The 15660-nt window shown below is 37.2% G+C and carries 16 protein-coding genes; 10 read left to right on the top strand and 6 right to left on the bottom strand.

Annotation, left to right across the window (positions count from 1 at the left end; all coding sequences use genetic code 11):
* Nucleotides 1-50: 50 nt before the first annotated feature.
* From pepP to ACG9ZL_RS17990, 3 genes are all read left to right on the top strand, one after another.
* On the top strand, nucleotides 51-1373 hold the full coding sequence (gene pepP / locus ACG9ZL_RS18000) for a Xaa-Pro aminopeptidase (RefSeq protein ID WP_419361027.1): 1323 nt from the start codon (nucleotides 51-53) through the stop codon (nucleotides 1371-1373).
* Nucleotides 1374-1579: 206 nt separating this feature from the next.
* Nucleotides 1580-1963, top strand: coding sequence for a GNAT family N-acetyltransferase (locus ACG9ZL_RS17995; RefSeq protein WP_336953921.1), 384 nt, complete (start codon nucleotides 1580-1582; stop codon nucleotides 1961-1963).
* Nucleotides 1964-2030: 67 nt separating this feature from the next.
* Nucleotides 2031-2234 (top strand): hypothetical protein, encoded by a 204-nt coding sequence (locus ACG9ZL_RS17990; RefSeq protein ID WP_336953920.1) that lies wholly within the window; start codon nucleotides 2031-2033, stop codon nucleotides 2232-2234.
* Here the strand turns inward: ACG9ZL_RS17990 and ACG9ZL_RS17985 are convergent.
* Complete coding sequence (locus tag ACG9ZL_RS17985; protein ID WP_336953919.1) at nucleotides 2228-2473, bottom strand: hypothetical protein; 246 nt, start codon at nucleotides 2471-2473, stop codon at nucleotides 2228-2230. The two genes, ACG9ZL_RS17990 and ACG9ZL_RS17985, sit on opposite strands and share 7 nt — an antisense overlap.
* A gap of 5 nt (nucleotides 2474-2478) precedes the next feature.
* Nucleotides 2479-3342 carry a hypothetical protein gene (locus tag ACG9ZL_RS17980; protein ID WP_419361025.1) on the bottom strand — a complete coding sequence of 288 codons (864 nt, stop codon included), beginning with the start codon at nucleotides 3340-3342 and terminating at the stop codon, nucleotides 2479-2481.
* 918 nt (nucleotides 3343-4260) lie between these two features.
* Between ACG9ZL_RS17980 and ubiH the strand changes: the two genes are divergently transcribed.
* The 3 genes from ubiH to ACG9ZL_RS17965 all read left to right on the top strand — a co-directional run bounded on the left by ubiH (nucleotide 4261) and on the right by ACG9ZL_RS17965 (nucleotide 7134).
* A complete protein-coding gene (ubiH, locus tag ACG9ZL_RS17975) occupies nucleotides 4261-5472 on the top strand; it encodes a 2-octaprenyl-6-methoxyphenyl hydroxylase (RefSeq protein WP_034614245.1) in 1212 nt (403 codons plus the stop codon).
* Nucleotides 5469-6707, top strand: a complete 1239-nt coding sequence (locus ACG9ZL_RS17970; RefSeq protein WP_419361023.1) for an FAD-dependent monooxygenase — start codon at nucleotides 5469-5471, stop codon at nucleotides 6705-6707. Before ubiH ends, ACG9ZL_RS17970 begins: the two co-directional genes overlap by 4 nt.
* A 175-nt stretch (nucleotides 6708-6882) precedes the next feature.
* Nucleotides 6883-7134: a hypothetical protein gene (locus ACG9ZL_RS17965; RefSeq protein WP_336953916.1), complete on the top strand. Its 252-nt coding sequence runs from the start codon at nucleotides 6883-6885 to the stop codon at nucleotides 7132-7134.
* Nucleotides 7135-7595: 461 nt separating this feature from the next.
* On the opposite strand, the gene rsmI is transcribed toward ACG9ZL_RS17965, so the two are convergent.
* On the bottom strand, nucleotides 7596-8441 hold the full coding sequence (gene rsmI / locus ACG9ZL_RS17960; protein WP_336953915.1) for a 16S rRNA (cytidine(1402)-2'-O)-methyltransferase: 846 nt from the start codon (nucleotides 8439-8441) through the stop codon (nucleotides 7596-7598).
* Nucleotides 8442-8451: 10 nt separating this feature from the next.
* Between rsmI and ACG9ZL_RS17955 the strand changes: the two genes are divergently transcribed.
* From ACG9ZL_RS17955 to ACG9ZL_RS17940, 4 genes are all read left to right on the top strand, one after another.
* On the top strand, nucleotides 8452-9402 hold the full coding sequence (locus ACG9ZL_RS17955; protein WP_336953914.1) for a penicillin-binding protein activator: 951 nt from the start codon (nucleotides 8452-8454) through the stop codon (nucleotides 9400-9402).
* 13 nt (nucleotides 9403-9415) lie between these two features.
* A complete protein-coding gene (locus ACG9ZL_RS17950) occupies nucleotides 9416-9832 on the top strand; it encodes a YraN family protein (RefSeq protein WP_336953913.1) in 417 nt (138 codons plus the stop codon).
* Nucleotides 9833-9937: 105 nt separating this feature from the next.
* Nucleotides 9938-10645: a BON domain-containing protein gene (locus ACG9ZL_RS17945; RefSeq protein WP_336953912.1), complete on the top strand. Its 708-nt coding sequence runs from the start codon at nucleotides 9938-9940 to the stop codon at nucleotides 10643-10645.
* Nucleotides 10629-11531 (top strand): alpha/beta hydrolase, encoded by a 903-nt coding sequence (locus ACG9ZL_RS17940; RefSeq protein ID WP_336953911.1) that lies wholly within the window; start codon nucleotides 10629-10631, stop codon nucleotides 11529-11531. Before ACG9ZL_RS17945 ends, ACG9ZL_RS17940 begins: the two co-directional genes overlap by 17 nt.
* 42 nt (nucleotides 11532-11573) lie before the next feature.
* On the opposite strand, the gene nudC is transcribed toward ACG9ZL_RS17940, so the two are convergent.
* The 3 genes from nudC to dnaQ all read right to left on the bottom strand — a co-directional run bounded on the left by nudC (nucleotide 11574) and on the right by dnaQ (nucleotide 15524).
* On the bottom strand, nucleotides 11574-12332 hold the full coding sequence (nudC, locus tag ACG9ZL_RS17935) for an NAD(+) diphosphatase (RefSeq protein ID WP_336953910.1): 759 nt from the start codon (nucleotides 12330-12332) through the stop codon (nucleotides 11574-11576).
* The gene (locus tag ACG9ZL_RS17930) at nucleotides 12332-13975 is read right to left on the bottom strand and encodes a chemotaxis protein (RefSeq protein ID WP_336953909.1); all 1644 of its coding nucleotides are present in this window, start codon (nucleotides 13973-13975) and stop codon (nucleotides 12332-12334) included. Before ACG9ZL_RS17930 ends, nudC begins: the two co-directional genes overlap by 1 nt.
* A 127-nt stretch (nucleotides 13976-14102) precedes the next feature.
* Entirely contained in the window at nucleotides 14103-15524 is a 1422-nt protein-coding gene (gene dnaQ / locus ACG9ZL_RS17925; RefSeq protein WP_419361021.1) for a DNA polymerase III subunit epsilon, read from the bottom strand.
* Nucleotides 15525-15660 lie beyond the last annotated feature (136 nt).

Below are 15660 nucleotides of genomic sequence, written 5' to 3'. Positions count from 1 at the left end.
AGTTAAAGCTTCTTCCAAATTAATCATCTGAAATACAAGCTGAATAGAGAATGAAATTAACTCAAGCAGATTTTCAGGAACGTCGTGACCGCCTCGCTGAACAAATGGGTCCCAATAGCATTGCAATTATCTCAACCAGTCCAGAAGTCATGCGTAACCGAGATGCAGATTATAAGTTTCGTGCTGACAGTAGCTTTTTCTATTTAACTGGTTTCGCGGAACAACAAGCAGTCGCAGTGATAGAAACAGACGAAGCAGGTGAGGAATATATCTATAGCTTGTTCTGTCGTGAACGTAATCGTGAAATGGAAATCTGGAATGGTTACCGCGCTGGAATCGATGGTGCGGTTGATGATTATGAAGCGGATGAAGCTTATGCGATTGATTTGCTTGATGAAGAAATTATTGCCAAAATTTTAAATAAAGAAAAATTATTCTATCGTATTGGTCAACGTGCAGATTTTGATGCCAAGGTCAGTACTTGGATCACCAAAGCCAATGAATCTGGACGTGGTTTTGGCGTTCCAGCGCAGTTGATTCAACTTGATCAAATCTTAGATGAAATGCGTTTGCATAAGTCGGTTCAAGAAATTGAATTGATGCAAATCGCCTCAAATATCAGTGCAGATGCACATATGCGTGCCATGCAAAAAGTTCATCCTGAGATGATGGAATATGCTTTAGAAGCTGAGTTGAATTATATCTTTGGTCAGAAGGGTTGTGTACCTGCCTATAACAGTATTGTGGGTGGTGGGAAAAATGGCTGTATTTTACATTATGTTGAGAACAATCAACCCTTAAAAGATGGTGATTTGGTGTTGATTGATGCGGCTGCTGAGTATGAATGCTATGCCTCAGACATCACCCGTACTTTTCCTGTAAATGGTAAGTTTAGTCCTGAACAAAAAGTGCTATATCAAATTATTTTAGATGCACAAATTGCTGCGATTGATGCAATTCAAATCGGTCATTCTTATAAAGAACCGCATAATGTTGCAGTACGGATCATGGTGGAAGGTTTGGTCAACCTTGGTATTATGCAAGGTGATGTCGATCAAATTATTGAATCTGAACGCTATCGTCAGTTTTATATGCATGGTACAGGGCATTGGCTCGGTATGGATGTGCATGATGTTGGCGCATATAAAGATGAAAATGGTCAATGGCGTAGCTATGAGCAGGGTATGGTTGTTACTGTAGAACCCGGTTTATATATTGCACCTGATGATGAAACAGTGGATGCAAAATGGCGTGGTATTGGTATCCGAATTGAAGATGATGTGGTTGCAACTGAACAGGGTCCTTTGGTCTTGACTAAAAATGTGGTGAAATCGATTGAAGAGATTGAAGCATTGATGGCAAAGTCAGAATAAGTTTTTCAATTTAAAAGGTGAGTATGTATGGATACTTACACCGTTTTAGTTAAGCCAGTAGAAACAAATCGTTTGATTCTACGAAAGTTTGTTGAAGGTGATGAAATCTCAATTTTTAATGAGTATTGCGGAGACAGGGAGTCTTCGAAATACTTACAAAGGTTACCCCATGCCAATATTGAGCAAACGAAGTGTATGTTCGAAAATTGGAGTGGTCAAAATGGGAGAATAATGATAAAGATTTTGCTTGGATTATTGGCGAGCGCAAAACCAATTTAGCCATAGGGCTCGTGATGTTTATTCACAAAGGAGATTATGGCGAAATTCATTTTGGGCTTGGAAGTGAGTTTCAAGGGCAGGGCTTTATGAGAGAGGCGATCACTGCTGTCATTGTCTATTTAAAAAATAACAGTAGGCTTAAAAGAATTGAGACTTTTTATGATGCAGAAAATGTGAAATCACGAAAGGTTCTGATTGAAACAGGATTTACTGAAATAACCTTGTTAAAGCATTGGGCTATATTTCCAGCTTTGGGAGATAATAAGAGAGATTGTCTAGGTTTTATGATTGAAATAAATAAAAATATTTAAATAGAAATAAGGGTAAATCATAGTGATACATATGAGATTCAGTTTTATTGCAACTTTTTTGACAGTAATGTCCTGTTCTTTGTTGGCATTTCAGCCAAGTAACATCACAAATAAGAATATTCAATTAACAAGCCAGCAATTAGACGTTATCCACCTACATTTTGGTGAGCAAGGCCTAAAAGATTTTATTCAATATAGCCATACTCCTATAGATCGCCAACCTGCTGGAATGAATTTTTTATCACTTGATTGGACAATCGTTTTTTATTGACTCAAACTATAGAATCTAAGTTCAGGCATAAAAATTCCTACAAGGAACCAAATTCCTGAAACTATCCAAACCAATAAAGCATAGGCTCTAATTTGTTCAGTATTTAAATCTGCAACAAGCCAATCAAAAAATAGACCAGCTTTCCAGCCTTTAATCAATTCTGCACCACCCCAAGAGATAACCCATTTCCAAAATAATGAATTAATAAAGAATAGTATAATCCAAATTGATAAGCTCAATTTAGCTATATTCCTAATGAGGCAAGTTGCATAGCTGTTCTATAGCTCGCTGCTACTGTGACAATACAAGTTCTATATATTGGTTGTGTTTTAACACCAGTAATATAAGCTAAGATGTTAGTGAAATATTTTCCGATATATTTAAGTCCAGGAGCTGATCCATATCCAGGTGGCTTTGGTACTAAATTAAAATTAGCAGAACAAGTTTTAATAGCGTTGATTGCTTGTGATAAAACTACTCCAATTTCTTCATTATAATCCCAAGAATTTGCAATAGATGCATTCCATATATCTGTTGCAACATTTCTTGCAGCTTCTTGATTACCGAAGGCTCTTGATTTAATTTTACTTTGTAGTTGAGTTGATGGCGTAATATAGGAGCTACAGTTGGATTTTTGATTAATATTAAATCTAAGAATTGAATTGTTATTTGAATTAGCGTAAACAATTTTAGGAGTGATAAATTGTTTTGAAAAGGCTTTGATTGTTGGGTGTAAATCTGTTGTACAGCTAGCATCATTTGTAAAATATTTTAGAATATTATTTTCCTGATCAAATGTCGCAGCAAATATTCTTCCATCCTCATAAATAGTCGCTGCTGAATAGGCTGTAGCCTCTTTATTTCTTCCTTCATAATAAAGTGCATTAGCAGTTTTTAGTTTGTATGGAGAAGCATAAGTTTCTATATTTTGATAAAACTTTGAATAATCTTGACCCAGTACTATTCGTAATTGAGACTGTATTGTTGTGTCTGATGATATATGCTCAACTGTTTTAAAGGTGTCATATGATTTAATATTTAGATTATCTGTATATGCTGTTGAACTTAATAAAAATAAAACAACACCTAATATTTTAATTTTTTTCATGAATGCATGCTCAAGTTTTTTGTATTTAAGTTTTTATCAAAATTAGATTTATGATGCAATTCTCAGGGGAGTTTAATTGATACAAAATATTAATAATTACATTTTTTATTTTATATTTAATGGATATTTTATGTTAATTGTATTTAAGTGGAATTGAAGTTTTTAAATTTTTATATAGATTTATTATGTTTTGTTTTTAATTAAACATTTTTAATTGTTAATTAAATTTATTATTAAATTAAATTATATGATTATTATCGCATGGTGAATTGCTTAGTCTATAGCGGGTTTTTATTTGGGGTCTTTATTGGATGTAATTTATTCTTTATTTTTGTAGTTAAAACCTTATTTTAGTAAGTCGATTGAGTGATCGAGTTTTTAAGCATTTAAAATATAATTAAGTGATAAATAAAACCAATAAAAACAACAGCGCTGGCAAGCTTGGGCAGTAAAAATAATGGAACTTGGAAATAAAAGAATATTCTACCAATACCGGCACCTAAGGCACCTCCTACATATAAGGCTGACTCATTAAGTGTAAAAGCTAAATTTCAACCACCTGTTTTTTCTGACTAAAATTTGTTGTTCATTTTGTTGAATTTTTAATGCCCAACCGTGAGTTTCTCATATTGCAATGGGTATAAGGGTAAGCCATGGCGTGATGGTTGCAAAAAATGGGATAAGTAGGAGTGCGATACTAAGAATAAACATGATGATGGCTGTTAGGTTTTATTGCTTAATCCTTTGGCTGAAATTTTCACTTTTCATACTTTTATTAAAAATAGCGTATTGATTCAGTACAAATACAGCCAACAATTTCCTATTTCAATATAAAAATAACTTTCCATGATGTAATATGAAATCAATCAAGATTATAAGTATTCAGTACGCTGAATCACATATAGAAAGGATAAAAGCATGCAACAAGAAGTCATCATCGTCGGCGGTGGAATGGTAGGGCTGAGCTTAGCTCTGATGTTGGCTAAAGCCAATATTGCGGTAAAGCTTTTAGAGGCTGTGAAATATCCAAATTATGATGATGCCAATCTTGCACCCTATCATTCCAGTTTTGATGCACGAAATACCGCGCTATCACGTCGTACCGTCCAAATTTATCAAAAACTCGGTCTTTGGGATGCTTTGCAAGAACATGCGACTCCTATTCTCGAAGTACATATCACTGAACAAGGCAGTTTTGGTAAAGCTCGCTTAGTCGCAGATCAAGAAAAAGTCGAAAGTTTTGGACAAGTGATTGAAAATGCATGGCTAGGCCGTGTACTACTGACTCAAGTTCGCCAGCAAGCTTTAATTGAATTGATTGACGGTGTACAAGTCACTTCACTAAAACAAGAGGGTGACTATGTATATGTTGAAGCCAATCGTGGTGAAGAATATACCCATTCACTTAAAGCCAAATTGTTGATTGCTGCAGATGGTCGTGATTCTTTCTGCCGCCAAGCTTTAGGTGTTGGTGTGGATGTACATGATTATGATCAGGTGGCAATTGTCACAACAGTACAAACCTCGAAACCACATCATCAAGTGGGCTTTGAACGCTTTAGCCATTTAGGTCCATTGGCATTGCTTCCATTGCCGGGGGAATGTCGTCGTTCAGTGGTTTGGCCAGTGAAAAAAGGCACTGAAGATGAATGGTTAGGGGATGAAAATGACCAACATTTCCTTGATGCTTTACAGCAAACCTATGGTGATCGCGCAGGAAAATTCCAAAAAACAGGCAAACGTTTTAGCTTCCCATTGGCACAAGTACTTGCTGAAAAACAAGCGGTGGGTCGGGTAATTTTGATGGGCAATGCTGCACATACCATTCATCCTGTTGCTGGGCAAGGTTTTAACTTGTGTATGCGTGATGCAGATGTGCTGATGCGTTATATCACAACGCAAATTGCGCAATCTGATGATATTGGTCAACCTGAGATGTTAAAGGCCTATGAACAATCTCGCTTAACTGATCAGCAGCGCGTGATTAAATTTTGTGATTCTGTAGTGCGTGGATTTAGTAATCAAAATCCGGTCTTAAAATTATTGCGTAATACCGGCTTGGTAGCTTTCGATGTGATTCCGGGGATTAAACCTTTGGTTGCCAATTATGCGATGGGATTAAAAGCATGACACAGCAAGATATATTAGATGTGGTGATTGTTGGTGGTGGTCTGGTGGGTGGCTTAACCGCATTACTTTTAGCAAAAGGTGGTATGCAAGCCACTGTTTTAGATGCAGCCCCTATTTTAGATGCAGAAAAGACTTTAGCTGTTGCTAATCCACGGGTTTTAGCCTTGAGCCAAGCCACGATTCACTTGTTAAAAACGGTGAATGTATGGGAAAAAATCGCTCGCCAAATGCCTTATACAGGCATGCAAGTCTGGAATAAAAATGGCTATGGCGAAATTAACTTTGGGCAAGCCTCAGAAAACTTTCCCACAGCTGAGCAAAGCTTAGGTTCAATGGTTGAACCAAGTTTATTAAACCTTGCCATCCAACAGGAAATGTTGGAGCAACTGCAAGATTATCGTACTCAAGTTAAAGTTGTGCGAGTAGAGCAGGGTGTAGGCTGCTGGATCATTAAACTTGCAGATGGGGCTGAGCTAAAGACCAAGTTAGTGATTGGTGCAGATGGTGCAAATTCATTTGTTCGTGATCAAGCATTTATCGATCTTGATGTTTTAGATTATCAACAGGCAGGTTTGACCTGTGCGATTCGTACCACACAACCACACCAATATGTGGCTCGTCAGATTTTCCATCCGACAGGCCCATTGGCATTTTTACCGATGGCGAGTTTAAAGCCAGAACAAGCTGAACACTGGATTTCAATCGTTTGGACCTTACCAGATGATTATGCAGAGGAATATGCGCGCTTAAATGATGCTGATTTTTGTGAGTTATTGACACGTGAAAGTCATCATATGTTGGGCAAGATCGTTGAAGCAACCCCACGGGCTCAATTTCCACTCAAGGCACGCGCAGCACAACGTTATGTAAAAGATGGGTTGGCCTTGATTGGTGATGCAGCGCATGTGATTCATCCTTTAGCAGGACAAGGTGTAAATATTGGGTGTTTAGATGCTGCTATTCTGTGTGATGTATTACTTAAAGATAAACAGCGTGGCGTCTGGGCACATGAACAAACCTTAAAGCGTTACGAACACCAACGCAAAGGGCAAAATGATGCCATGATGCATAGTATGTCGATGATTGGTTTTTTAGAAACTGCGGAAATATTTCCATTGGTTTGGGCGCGTAATTTTGGCTTAAAACAAGTTGAAAGTATGCCATTTTTAAAAGATCAATTTATGGCCCAAGCCAATGGGCTAGCAACTTTAAAAAGCACGCAATATGCCATTTAATTGGATTTCTGATATTTTTTAACCAATCATTTAAACAACATTACGAATTTGATGAAAAAAAACACGATTTTGTGTATCTAGATACTAGTCGAATGGCGAAGAGCTTGATACATTTCTCTGTAAAACATCACCATTTTTCGGATGGTACATTGACGTCATTGATGGGGAGTTAAAGATGACAGATACAAATGATTATGATGATAATTCAGAAGATCATGCAGTAGACGATGATGAAGCTAAAGCGGCTGAAAAAGGTGCTGCGGCAAGTGATTCTATAGTTTCAGATACAGATTTAGCTGAAGCTGAAACACTCACTGTGACAGCGAAAAAAAGACAGCGTGAAGCGTTGGAAGATGAGGTCGCTGCATTTTTAGCGCGTGGTGGGAGAATTACCGAAGTTCCACCTGATGAATCTGCTAAAGATTGATTTTAAAAGCACCGAAAGGTGCTTTTTTAAATTTGGTTGAAATGCTGTCTATTTTTTCGATGTTTAAATCCCAATCTTAAAAAATTTTAGTGTTTGTGGCTTTTTACTTGAAATTTTAATGAACTATTTTATTTTTATGGATCCTTGCTGCTTGCTTTAAGTATATGAGTGATTAAATCATCAGGAATGTTGTACTTTTGATTATTTGTTTTCCTATATCTATTTTTATACGTGCCAGATTGATCAGTGTGGGATTAAAATTTATTGTTTTTTAAAAGATTAAGGTAGGTAAAAAAGCAACCAGAACAATCAGTCGCCTGCAGCAATGCAGATTGAGGAATAAAGTGCGTTGAGAGAGCAAGCAAGTAGAAAAACAAACAGAATAGCGAAATAATGTGGGTTAATATATAAAGTAAGTTGAGAAATACCTATACACGCCTTTCTCAACTCAAGAAATAAAATTATTGTTGATTAGTCAGCTCTAAAGCACGTTGATAGGCGATTTTCTTTTTGATGCCGGTTAGATCCGCAGCAAGTTGTGATGCCGCCTTGACAGATAAATCTTGTAATAAGCGATTTAAAAGTTGATCTAACTTCTCTTGTTCAACGTCTTGATCTTTGGCATCTGGTGCACCACCAATGACTAACACAATTTCACCTTTTTGCTGATTACGATCTTTTTCAATAAATGTCACCAACTCGCCCAATGTCATTTTTTTAATTGTTTCAAATGTTTTGGTAATTTCACGTGCAAAACCTACAGGGCGATCTGCGCCAAAAACATCAGCCATATCTTTGACACTATCTAAAATACGATGAGGTGCTTCATATATAATCATGGTTTGTGACTCATGTTTTAATTTTTCTAATTGAATTAATCGTTGCGATTGTTTTGATGATAAAAAGCCTTCAAAGCTAAAACGATCACTTGGTAGACCCACCGCACTTAGCGCAGCAATAGCAGCGCATGCACCCGGCACAGGAATGACGCGAATACCATTCTCCTGAGCAGCGCGTACCAATTTAAAACCCGGGTCACTAATCAATGGTGTACCAGCATCACTGACCAGTGCAATATTCTGACCACTTTTTAATTTTTCGATAAGTATATCAATTTTGTTACTTTCATTATGATCATGACACGCAGTGAGCGGAGTTGAGATATTATAGTGCTTTAATAATTGAGCAGATTGACGTGTATCTTCTGCCGCAATAACAGAAACAGACTTTAAAACTTCAATAGAACGAAAAGTCATATCATCTAAGTGCCCAATTGGGGTCGCTACGACGAATAATTGAGCACTCATAAAGGTCTCCATGAAGAATAAGTTAGTGTTGAACAGTATTAAAAGAGTGATTATGTTGGGAATGGTTGGATTCGCAATCCAAGTTCACGCAGAAATTCTGGTTATATTACCTGAAACAGGCCCTATGTCGCGAGCGGGTTTGAGTATTAAACAAGGAATATTAAGTGCCGCGCAGACATCAAAGAATGAAATACCATTAAAATTTGTCGATTCAGATCAAAAGACCATCAAAGCGCTGTTAAAACAGCATGTCAATAAAAAGACTAAAATGATTATTGGGCCTTTGGCTCGTCCTGATGTTGAGGCTTTAATTAATTTAAAGCCTAAAGTACCTGTATTGGCACTCAATGAAGTTTATCCAAGCTATAAAAGTGTTTGGCAATATAGTCTTTCTAAAAATGACGATGCATTGGCGCTGCTTGATTATATCCAGCATGATAAAGTTAGCAAACTCTATGTGGTGCGTGAAAAAGGCACAGAAGCAGAATCTATTAACTTTTTAAATGCATTATTTGCCAATTATATGGGTGAAGTTGATCCTGTAGAGCATATGCCAAAGTCGATTTCGGAGCGAGAGGGTATTTTACTGTTAGGTTCAAACCAATGGTTGACCAGTTTTCCAAAATTGCAGAAGAAAAAAATTTATACCCAAGCCATTGCCGTCGATGAAAAAAAGGCCTTGCCTAAAGGGATGAAATTCTGTGATGTTCCAGCCTTATACATCGCCGAATGGGATGATGTGGTCAAAGCCTATAAAGATAAACCGACCTCGTTACCGTATCAGCGTTTATATGCCTTTGGTGGAGATGCTTGGCATATTGCTGAACAATTTGTTTTGGACCCGAATGTAAAAAGCTTAACCTTTAATGGGCGCACTGGAAAAATTAAAATTGATGGAAATCGTGTTGAACGTATTCCACAATGTTTTGAACGTTCAAAAAATAATTTAGTACCTTTGTGATGACAGGTTTCTCATGGCAAAAAATAATTTAGGACAATGGGCGGAGCAAGAAGCAGTGAAATTACTGCTTCAACATGGCTACGATATCGTAAAATTGAATTATTTCTCGCGCTTTGGTGAAATAGATATTATTGCCCAATCTAAACAAGAGTTAATTTTTGTTGAGGTGAAAGCAAGAACTCCGACACAGATGGGGCATGCTTTTGAAACGGTAAATCAATCAAAACAACAAAAAATGATTAAAACGGCGTTTAAGTTTTTACAAGAACATCCACAATATGAACAATATTATTGCCGTTTTGATGTGATTGGTTTTGATTTACATCATAAAATTGCAAAAAACGTACAGCAAGATCTCAGTAAAATCTCTTATGATCAATCTTGGATTGAAAATGCATTTACTTTGGATGCAGACTTGATTAATCTGTGACTGAAATTTAGGTACAGTTATTTCAAAAATAAATATATTTTCCAGCATGTTAACAGCGTTTAAAATGGTTGTTTAGCAGGCTGAAATTAATAGGAGTCTTGCTGAGTGTTAAAACGTATTGTCATCACCATGATGTGTGTAGCAAGTTTATCTGGTTGCGCGAGTTTTATCTCAGGTGGTACTGGTTCTTCACCAGTGGGAACAGATAGTGGTGTTCGATCTTTAGGACAAGTGTTTATTGATTCCTCTATTGAGCGGACTGCCAAAATCAACTTGTATAAGCTTGATGCTCGATTTAAGCAATCTCGTGTCAATATTAATAGTTTTCACAGCAATGTCTTACTCACAGGTCAAGTGCCTGATGCACATCTAAAGCAATTAGCTGAAGATAATCTACGGGCAATGAGTGATGTTAAAACTGTTCATAATTATCTTACTGTGGGTAATCAGATCGGTTATAGCACGATTATGCAAGATGCATCGGTCACTGTGAATACCCGTGGTTTAGTGATGAAAGCACCAGTGGTTTCAGACAATAAAGTTTTGATTCATACAGAAGACGGCATACTGTATGTTTTAGGTCGTTTAAATAATGCTGAAATAGCAGATTTAAATGATGTTTTACAAAAAGTTGGAAATGTGACTAAAATTGTGACCTTGATTGATAACATCGAACAAACGAATAATTCAGTCCAAACTTCATCTTTCACAGCACCTGTGGTAAATAATGTACAACAACAGCCTGATGTACAGACACCTGTTGCGATTGATCCTAATGCTACAGAGCCAAACAATAATGTTATTCAACAATAGGTTAAAAGCTTTAAAAGTTAGATTTGGAAAGCAGTTTGAATACCTAAAATCTCAATTTAAATCGCACTATCAAGATTTTCGTTTATACGATTTAGGTAGTATAACTATTAATGGCTTGACCCCTAAAAAGGGCTATTCCATTCAGTATAATATTGCCTATGGCTTAAAGGCGAGACAACGTTTAGATCTATATATTTCTAATAAAAAGCAACAAAATGCGCTGATTCTTTTTGTTCACGGTGGGGCATGGAGCCATGGTGATAAAAGTGCTTATAAATTTGTAGGTGAGGCGTTTAGTCGTTTTGGCTATAACGTGGCAGTGCTGAACTATCATTTGGCACCTGAGCATAAATTTCCAAGCTATATTGATGATCTTGCTGTTGCATTGAATTATTTGGAGCAACAACAAGCACGGTTTGGTATTTCAATGGATAAAATTGCCTTGATGGGGCATTCAGCAGGCGCATTTAATATTGCGTCTTTGCTTTATCATCCTAAGCACTACCAACTAGCCATCAAACAAAATATTAAAGCTTTGATTGGAATCGCTGGACCTTATCATTTCGATTATAAAGGTGATGCTTTAGCCGAAAATGCGTTTGATCAAAGCATTCCTTACCAACAAGTAATGCCGTATTATTTTGTTGAAAAAAATGAGGTAAAGCATTATTTGTTCTTGGCTGAAAATGATCAGATTGTTAAAGCTAAAAACTCTTTTGATTTTAAACAGCAATTACTTGAACAAGGTAATCATTGTGAAATTTACACGATTCCTAAAACTGGTCATATTTCAATTATGGGCAGTGTTTCAAGTCTATTTAGTCGATTCTATAAAACCCGACCTGAAATTATTAAGGTTTTAAATGAAGCAATGAAAAATGCCTAGCGATCGCTAGACATTTTTGATTTGAACATATCTCAATCAAGATCAGTCTTTATGCATAGGTCTATTGTGAATCACATGTTCAATCATGGCATGGGCGATACTGCCACTAAAAGGCGTTTCGGGTAGCTGATCAAATTTAAAGAACTGAGCCTCACTAATTTCTTCTTCTTGCAAGACGATTTCACCAGATTCATATTCTGCCTTAAAGGCCAACATAAGATTACTTGGAAAAGGCCAAGGTTGGCTTGATAAATATTGGACATTTTTGACATGTAGGCCAACTTCTTCCAAAGTTTCTCTTTTAACCGCTTCTTCCAGTGTTTCACCGACCTCAACAAAACCCGCAATAAGACCATACATATTGCTTTTATTCTTGGCATTTTTTGCCAATAGAATTTCGTTATCGCCACGAGTAATTATGGTGATAATACACGGTTGTACACGCGGGTATTGATGATAACGACAGCTAGGGCAGACCATAGCATATTCATTGGGATGAACCTCGGTTTCGTGGCCACAGTGGCTACAAAACTTATGGTTTCTTCGCCATTCAAGCAATTGTACAGCACGACTGGCTTGTTCAAACTCAGATTTTGTCCATTGTGAAATCAATTGTCGAATTGGGATCAATTGATATCCCTCTGGAATTTGATCTTCAATAAAAAGATCCCGGGCAATAATCTGATCGCCCGAGTTAAAGCTGATATCACTTGCTAATTTTTCTACTTTAGGCAGTTGTAAATTTTCATCCACTAAAAGTTGTTGATGGTGAAAGATATATGCAAGTGATAATTCTGACATTAGGCTACCGATTTTAAACTTTGACTACTTGTTAATGCTACATCAAACATGGATTGTAAAACAGGTTGTTTGTTTTGTAGATTTTCAATCATCATGTCTGCACTGGCTAAAACATCAAGCAGTTTATTGACTTGCGCAAGGTTAAACGCTTGTTCTTTGTTAAGACTCGTCTGAATAAACTCCGCAGAAAGCAGCAATGCCTTTTGACCATCTTTCGCTGCAAGGAACAACAGCGCACCACCAATTTCACTTAATTGTGATGGCAGTTGGTCTAAACTTGTACTTTGAGGATCTTGTAAATATTGCACCAATGTTTGTGAGCTTAAATCAACCAATGCTTTAGTCTCGGTCAATAATGCTGCATGTGCTTCATCTAGACGATCTAATGAAATCTGCAAGTTATTCACTTTTAACTGTAAACGACTCGATGTGTAATTACGCTCTAAGATACCAATCGAATTCATTGCTGATAAAATACTGTTCATCAACTGTTGTGCGTAATTTTCATCTTTGAGCATGTTGTCTTGAGACAGTAGGTCAGCCTGTTGTTTCAGTCCGCTATAGGCTTCATTAAGATTCAAGACTTTAAATACATGTGCAAGATCAGTCAGTTTGCTTTTCAATTCTTGCGTTTTTTCATCACTCATATTTTTGTAGTTAAACTCAATATCATTACGGATTTGCGACATTTCGTCCGTAATCAGTTGGCTCACACTATGAATGGTTTCAAAGTCAGGGCCATATAAATGGCGACTAAATATTTGTAGTTGAGTGTCAGTCAGAATATCTTCACCAACATTAATCTGTTCACGGATGTGTTGTGATATTTCATCTTCTTGGCTGATACAAATACTTAGGATATTGGCAGTATCTAATAAGGATGGATTGAATCCGCATAGATCTTTAAAGAATAAAGACATATTGGTTTCAATGCTGATTAGCGTTCTGAGGCGTGTATCATTGAGAATGATATTTTCAATGTGATTTAAAGCAACTGAAACCAAAGCCCAATATTGCTCACTTGCTTGGCCTTTGGCTGCATTTGCCAAATAAGACCCAACCAGCTTGATGCCCTGTAAATCTAAATCTGTTTCTTGTTGTTTGAGCAGTTTATGTAAGCATAATTTATACAGCTTATGTACATACACTGAATGCTCTAACTCAGGTGATTGCTGCAAGTTAAAATTCGGTGTAACACAGTCGAGCAATGGAATAATCGCTTGGCCTTCTGGGGTCAGCTCTAGACCTAAAGAAAGTTCTAAGCGATTTAAGGTGTCGTGCAAAAATTGTGGCGCTCTGACTTCACGAAGGCAAATAAACTCAATATAGCGTTTGAGCATGGTGGTGCCTTCACTCAAAGCGATGACTTCTTGAGTATTGATCTCATGTGGGTTTTGCATCACTTTACGCATCACCGCTGCTGAGAGTTGCGCAATTTTAGCAACATGCGGCATATCGATGAGCATCAGCACATTTACACATTGTTCAAATTGGAGCAAAGCATCATCAATACCGAAGGGTAAAGTTTGGTCTTCAACTAAGCTACTGACAGCAGATTCTACCTGTAAAATTGAATTATCGACTTCTTTTTTAATAATAAGTAATGCTGTCGGATCAAAATGTATAGAGGTTTGGTAAGACATTGATCTGCACCTATCCTGGGTATCTGAATGTTTTATTTCATAGCCTCAAAATGAGGCTAATTTTCTAAGTTTTAATATAGCCGAAGAAGACCATCTTTACAGAAAAAATAGCCATCAATTTCAAATTTTATTTTGCAAAAATGCAGGCTTCCCCATGTTTTTCTTGAAATTGTTTGACCCAGTTCTCATGTGCTTCTAATTCTTCATCTGAAGGTAAAATGACTGGGGCATTGATTTCAATTTTTTTCCGAGTTGTATTCCTTTGAGCCTGATCAGTATGTGCAGAAAGAGCATCCATGTCAAAGGATACTTGACCACCTGTCATGGCAAGATAAACATCAGCTAAAATTTCAGCGTCGAGTAAGGCACCATGGAAAGTACGATCTCGTTGCGGAATTTCATAACGGCGAACTAGAGCATCCAAAGAGTTCTTTTGCCCAGGATGTTTGCTTTTCGCCATCGCCAAGGTATCAGTCACTTCACATACTTCTGAGAGTGCCTGTAGGCCACTGCGCTTGAACTCCATATCTAAGAAGTTCATATCGAAGCTTGCATTATGCGCAATAATTTCGCTGCCTTTTAAGTAGTCAAATAAAACTTGGGCAATTTCATTGTATTTTGGCTTATCTTTTAAAAATTCATCTGTAATACCATGGATGGCTTCTGAATCGCCAACTGGTTTCTCTGGATTAATATAAATATGAATCGAACTGCCGGTCAGTTTTCGATTGACCATTTCAATAGCGCCAACTTCAACAATTCGGTCACTGTCCTGATAATAGAAACCTGTGGTCTCCGTATCCAAAATAAACTGTTTAGGGCCATGTAACTTGACAGTAGCAGGTGTAATCACAATTTGTGGATGAATATCTCGCATTGCGGGTTGGCTCATTGCTGGCTCATCATTTTCATTGATATCTTGGGTTGATGGTTGTTCCATCACAATTTTATGCGCTGGCATGACATCCTGCTGAGGTCTAATTTCCGATTCTATCATTTCGTCTGATTCAATCAGGTCAAATCCAAAGGGATCGTCAAGCAGCCAGTCTTTTTCATCTTTTTTTTTATCATCAGCCGCTGTCATAGGTTGAGTCAGTTTGGTTGGCGCAGTGTTGTTTTTTTTTGCGTCGAGTATTTGCTGTGTACCTAAATTCGCCAATTGGTCTGCCATCTCATTGCCTGCATGTCCGGCGTGACCTTTAATCCAGTTCCATTCAATTTTGCGACCTTGGCAGGTTTGATCAAGCTTTTTCCAAAGATCTGGATTTTTTACATCTTTCCAGTTTTTCTTTTTCCAACCCTCAATCCATTCGGTAATGCCACGTTTTACATAGTTTGAATCGGTCCAAAGCACTAATTTTGCTTCGATTGGGCAAAATGCGATCCCTTCGATGGCTGCGGTAAGCTCCATGCGGTTATTGGTTGTATCAAGTTCACCACCACACAACTTATGTTCTTCTGTTTCAGTGATGATATAAGCGCCCCAGCCACCAGGACCTGGGTTGCCTTTACAAGCACCGTCGACATAAAGTGTGATTGTTTGTGACATAGTAATAACCAATGAAAGTGAATTAAGAGTTGAACATCGCGGTTTAAGAATTTATTGTATACGCAAATCGGCGTTTTCTACGCATGAACTGAGATTTTTTTAATTTCTTGTAACATTTGTATGCAATTCGCATTCA

Source organism: Acinetobacter legionensis (assembly GCF_048551735.1).
Classification (GTDB): domain Bacteria; phylum Pseudomonadota; class Gammaproteobacteria; order Pseudomonadales; family Moraxellaceae; genus Acinetobacter.
Note: the sequence above shows the minus strand (reverse complement) of the source record. Positions and strands in the feature narration are given on the sequence as shown.

Excerpts from the sequence above, each read along its gene's own strand:
- pepP (WP_419361027.1), top strand. The coding sequence starts at position 51 with ATGAAATTAACTCAAGCAGATTTTCAGGAACGTCGTGACCGCCTCGCT.
- ACG9ZL_RS17990 (WP_336953920.1), top strand. The coding sequence starts at position 2,031 with ATGTCCTGTTCTTTGTTGGCATTTCAGCCAAGTAACATCACAAATAAG.
- ACG9ZL_RS17980 (WP_419361025.1), bottom strand. The coding sequence starts at position 3,342 with ATGAAAAAAATTAAAATATTAGGTGTTGTTTTATTTTTATTAAGTTCA.
- ubiH (WP_034614245.1), top strand. The coding sequence starts at position 4,261 with ATGCAACAAGAAGTCATCATCGTCGGCGGTGGAATGGTAGGGCTGAGC.
- ACG9ZL_RS17970 (WP_419361023.1), top strand. The coding sequence starts at position 5,469 with ATGACACAGCAAGATATATTAGATGTGGTGATTGTTGGTGGTGGTCTG.
- ACG9ZL_RS17965 (WP_336953916.1), top strand. The coding sequence starts at position 6,883 with ATGACAGATACAAATGATTATGATGATAATTCAGAAGATCATGCAGTA.
- rsmI (WP_336953915.1), bottom strand. The coding sequence starts at position 8,441 with ATGAGTGCTCAATTATTCGTCGTAGCGACCCCAATTGGGCACTTAGAT.
- ACG9ZL_RS17955 (WP_336953914.1), top strand. The coding sequence starts at position 8,452 with ATGAAGAATAAGTTAGTGTTGAACAGTATTAAAAGAGTGATTATGTTG.
- ACG9ZL_RS17950 (WP_336953913.1), top strand. The coding sequence starts at position 9,416 with ATGGCAAAAAATAATTTAGGACAATGGGCGGAGCAAGAAGCAGTGAAA.
- ACG9ZL_RS17940 (WP_336953911.1), top strand. The coding sequence starts at position 10,629 with ATGTTATTCAACAATAGGTTAAAAGCTTTAAAAGTTAGATTTGGAAAG.
- nudC (WP_336953910.1), bottom strand. The coding sequence starts at position 12,332 with ATGTCAGAATTATCACTTGCATATATCTTTCACCATCAACAACTTTTA.
- ACG9ZL_RS17930 (WP_336953909.1), bottom strand. The coding sequence starts at position 13,975 with ATGTCTTACCAAACCTCTATACATTTTGATCCGACAGCATTACTTATT.
- dnaQ (WP_419361021.1), bottom strand. The coding sequence starts at position 15,524 with ATGTCACAAACAATCACACTTTATGTCGACGGTGCTTGTAAAGGCAAC.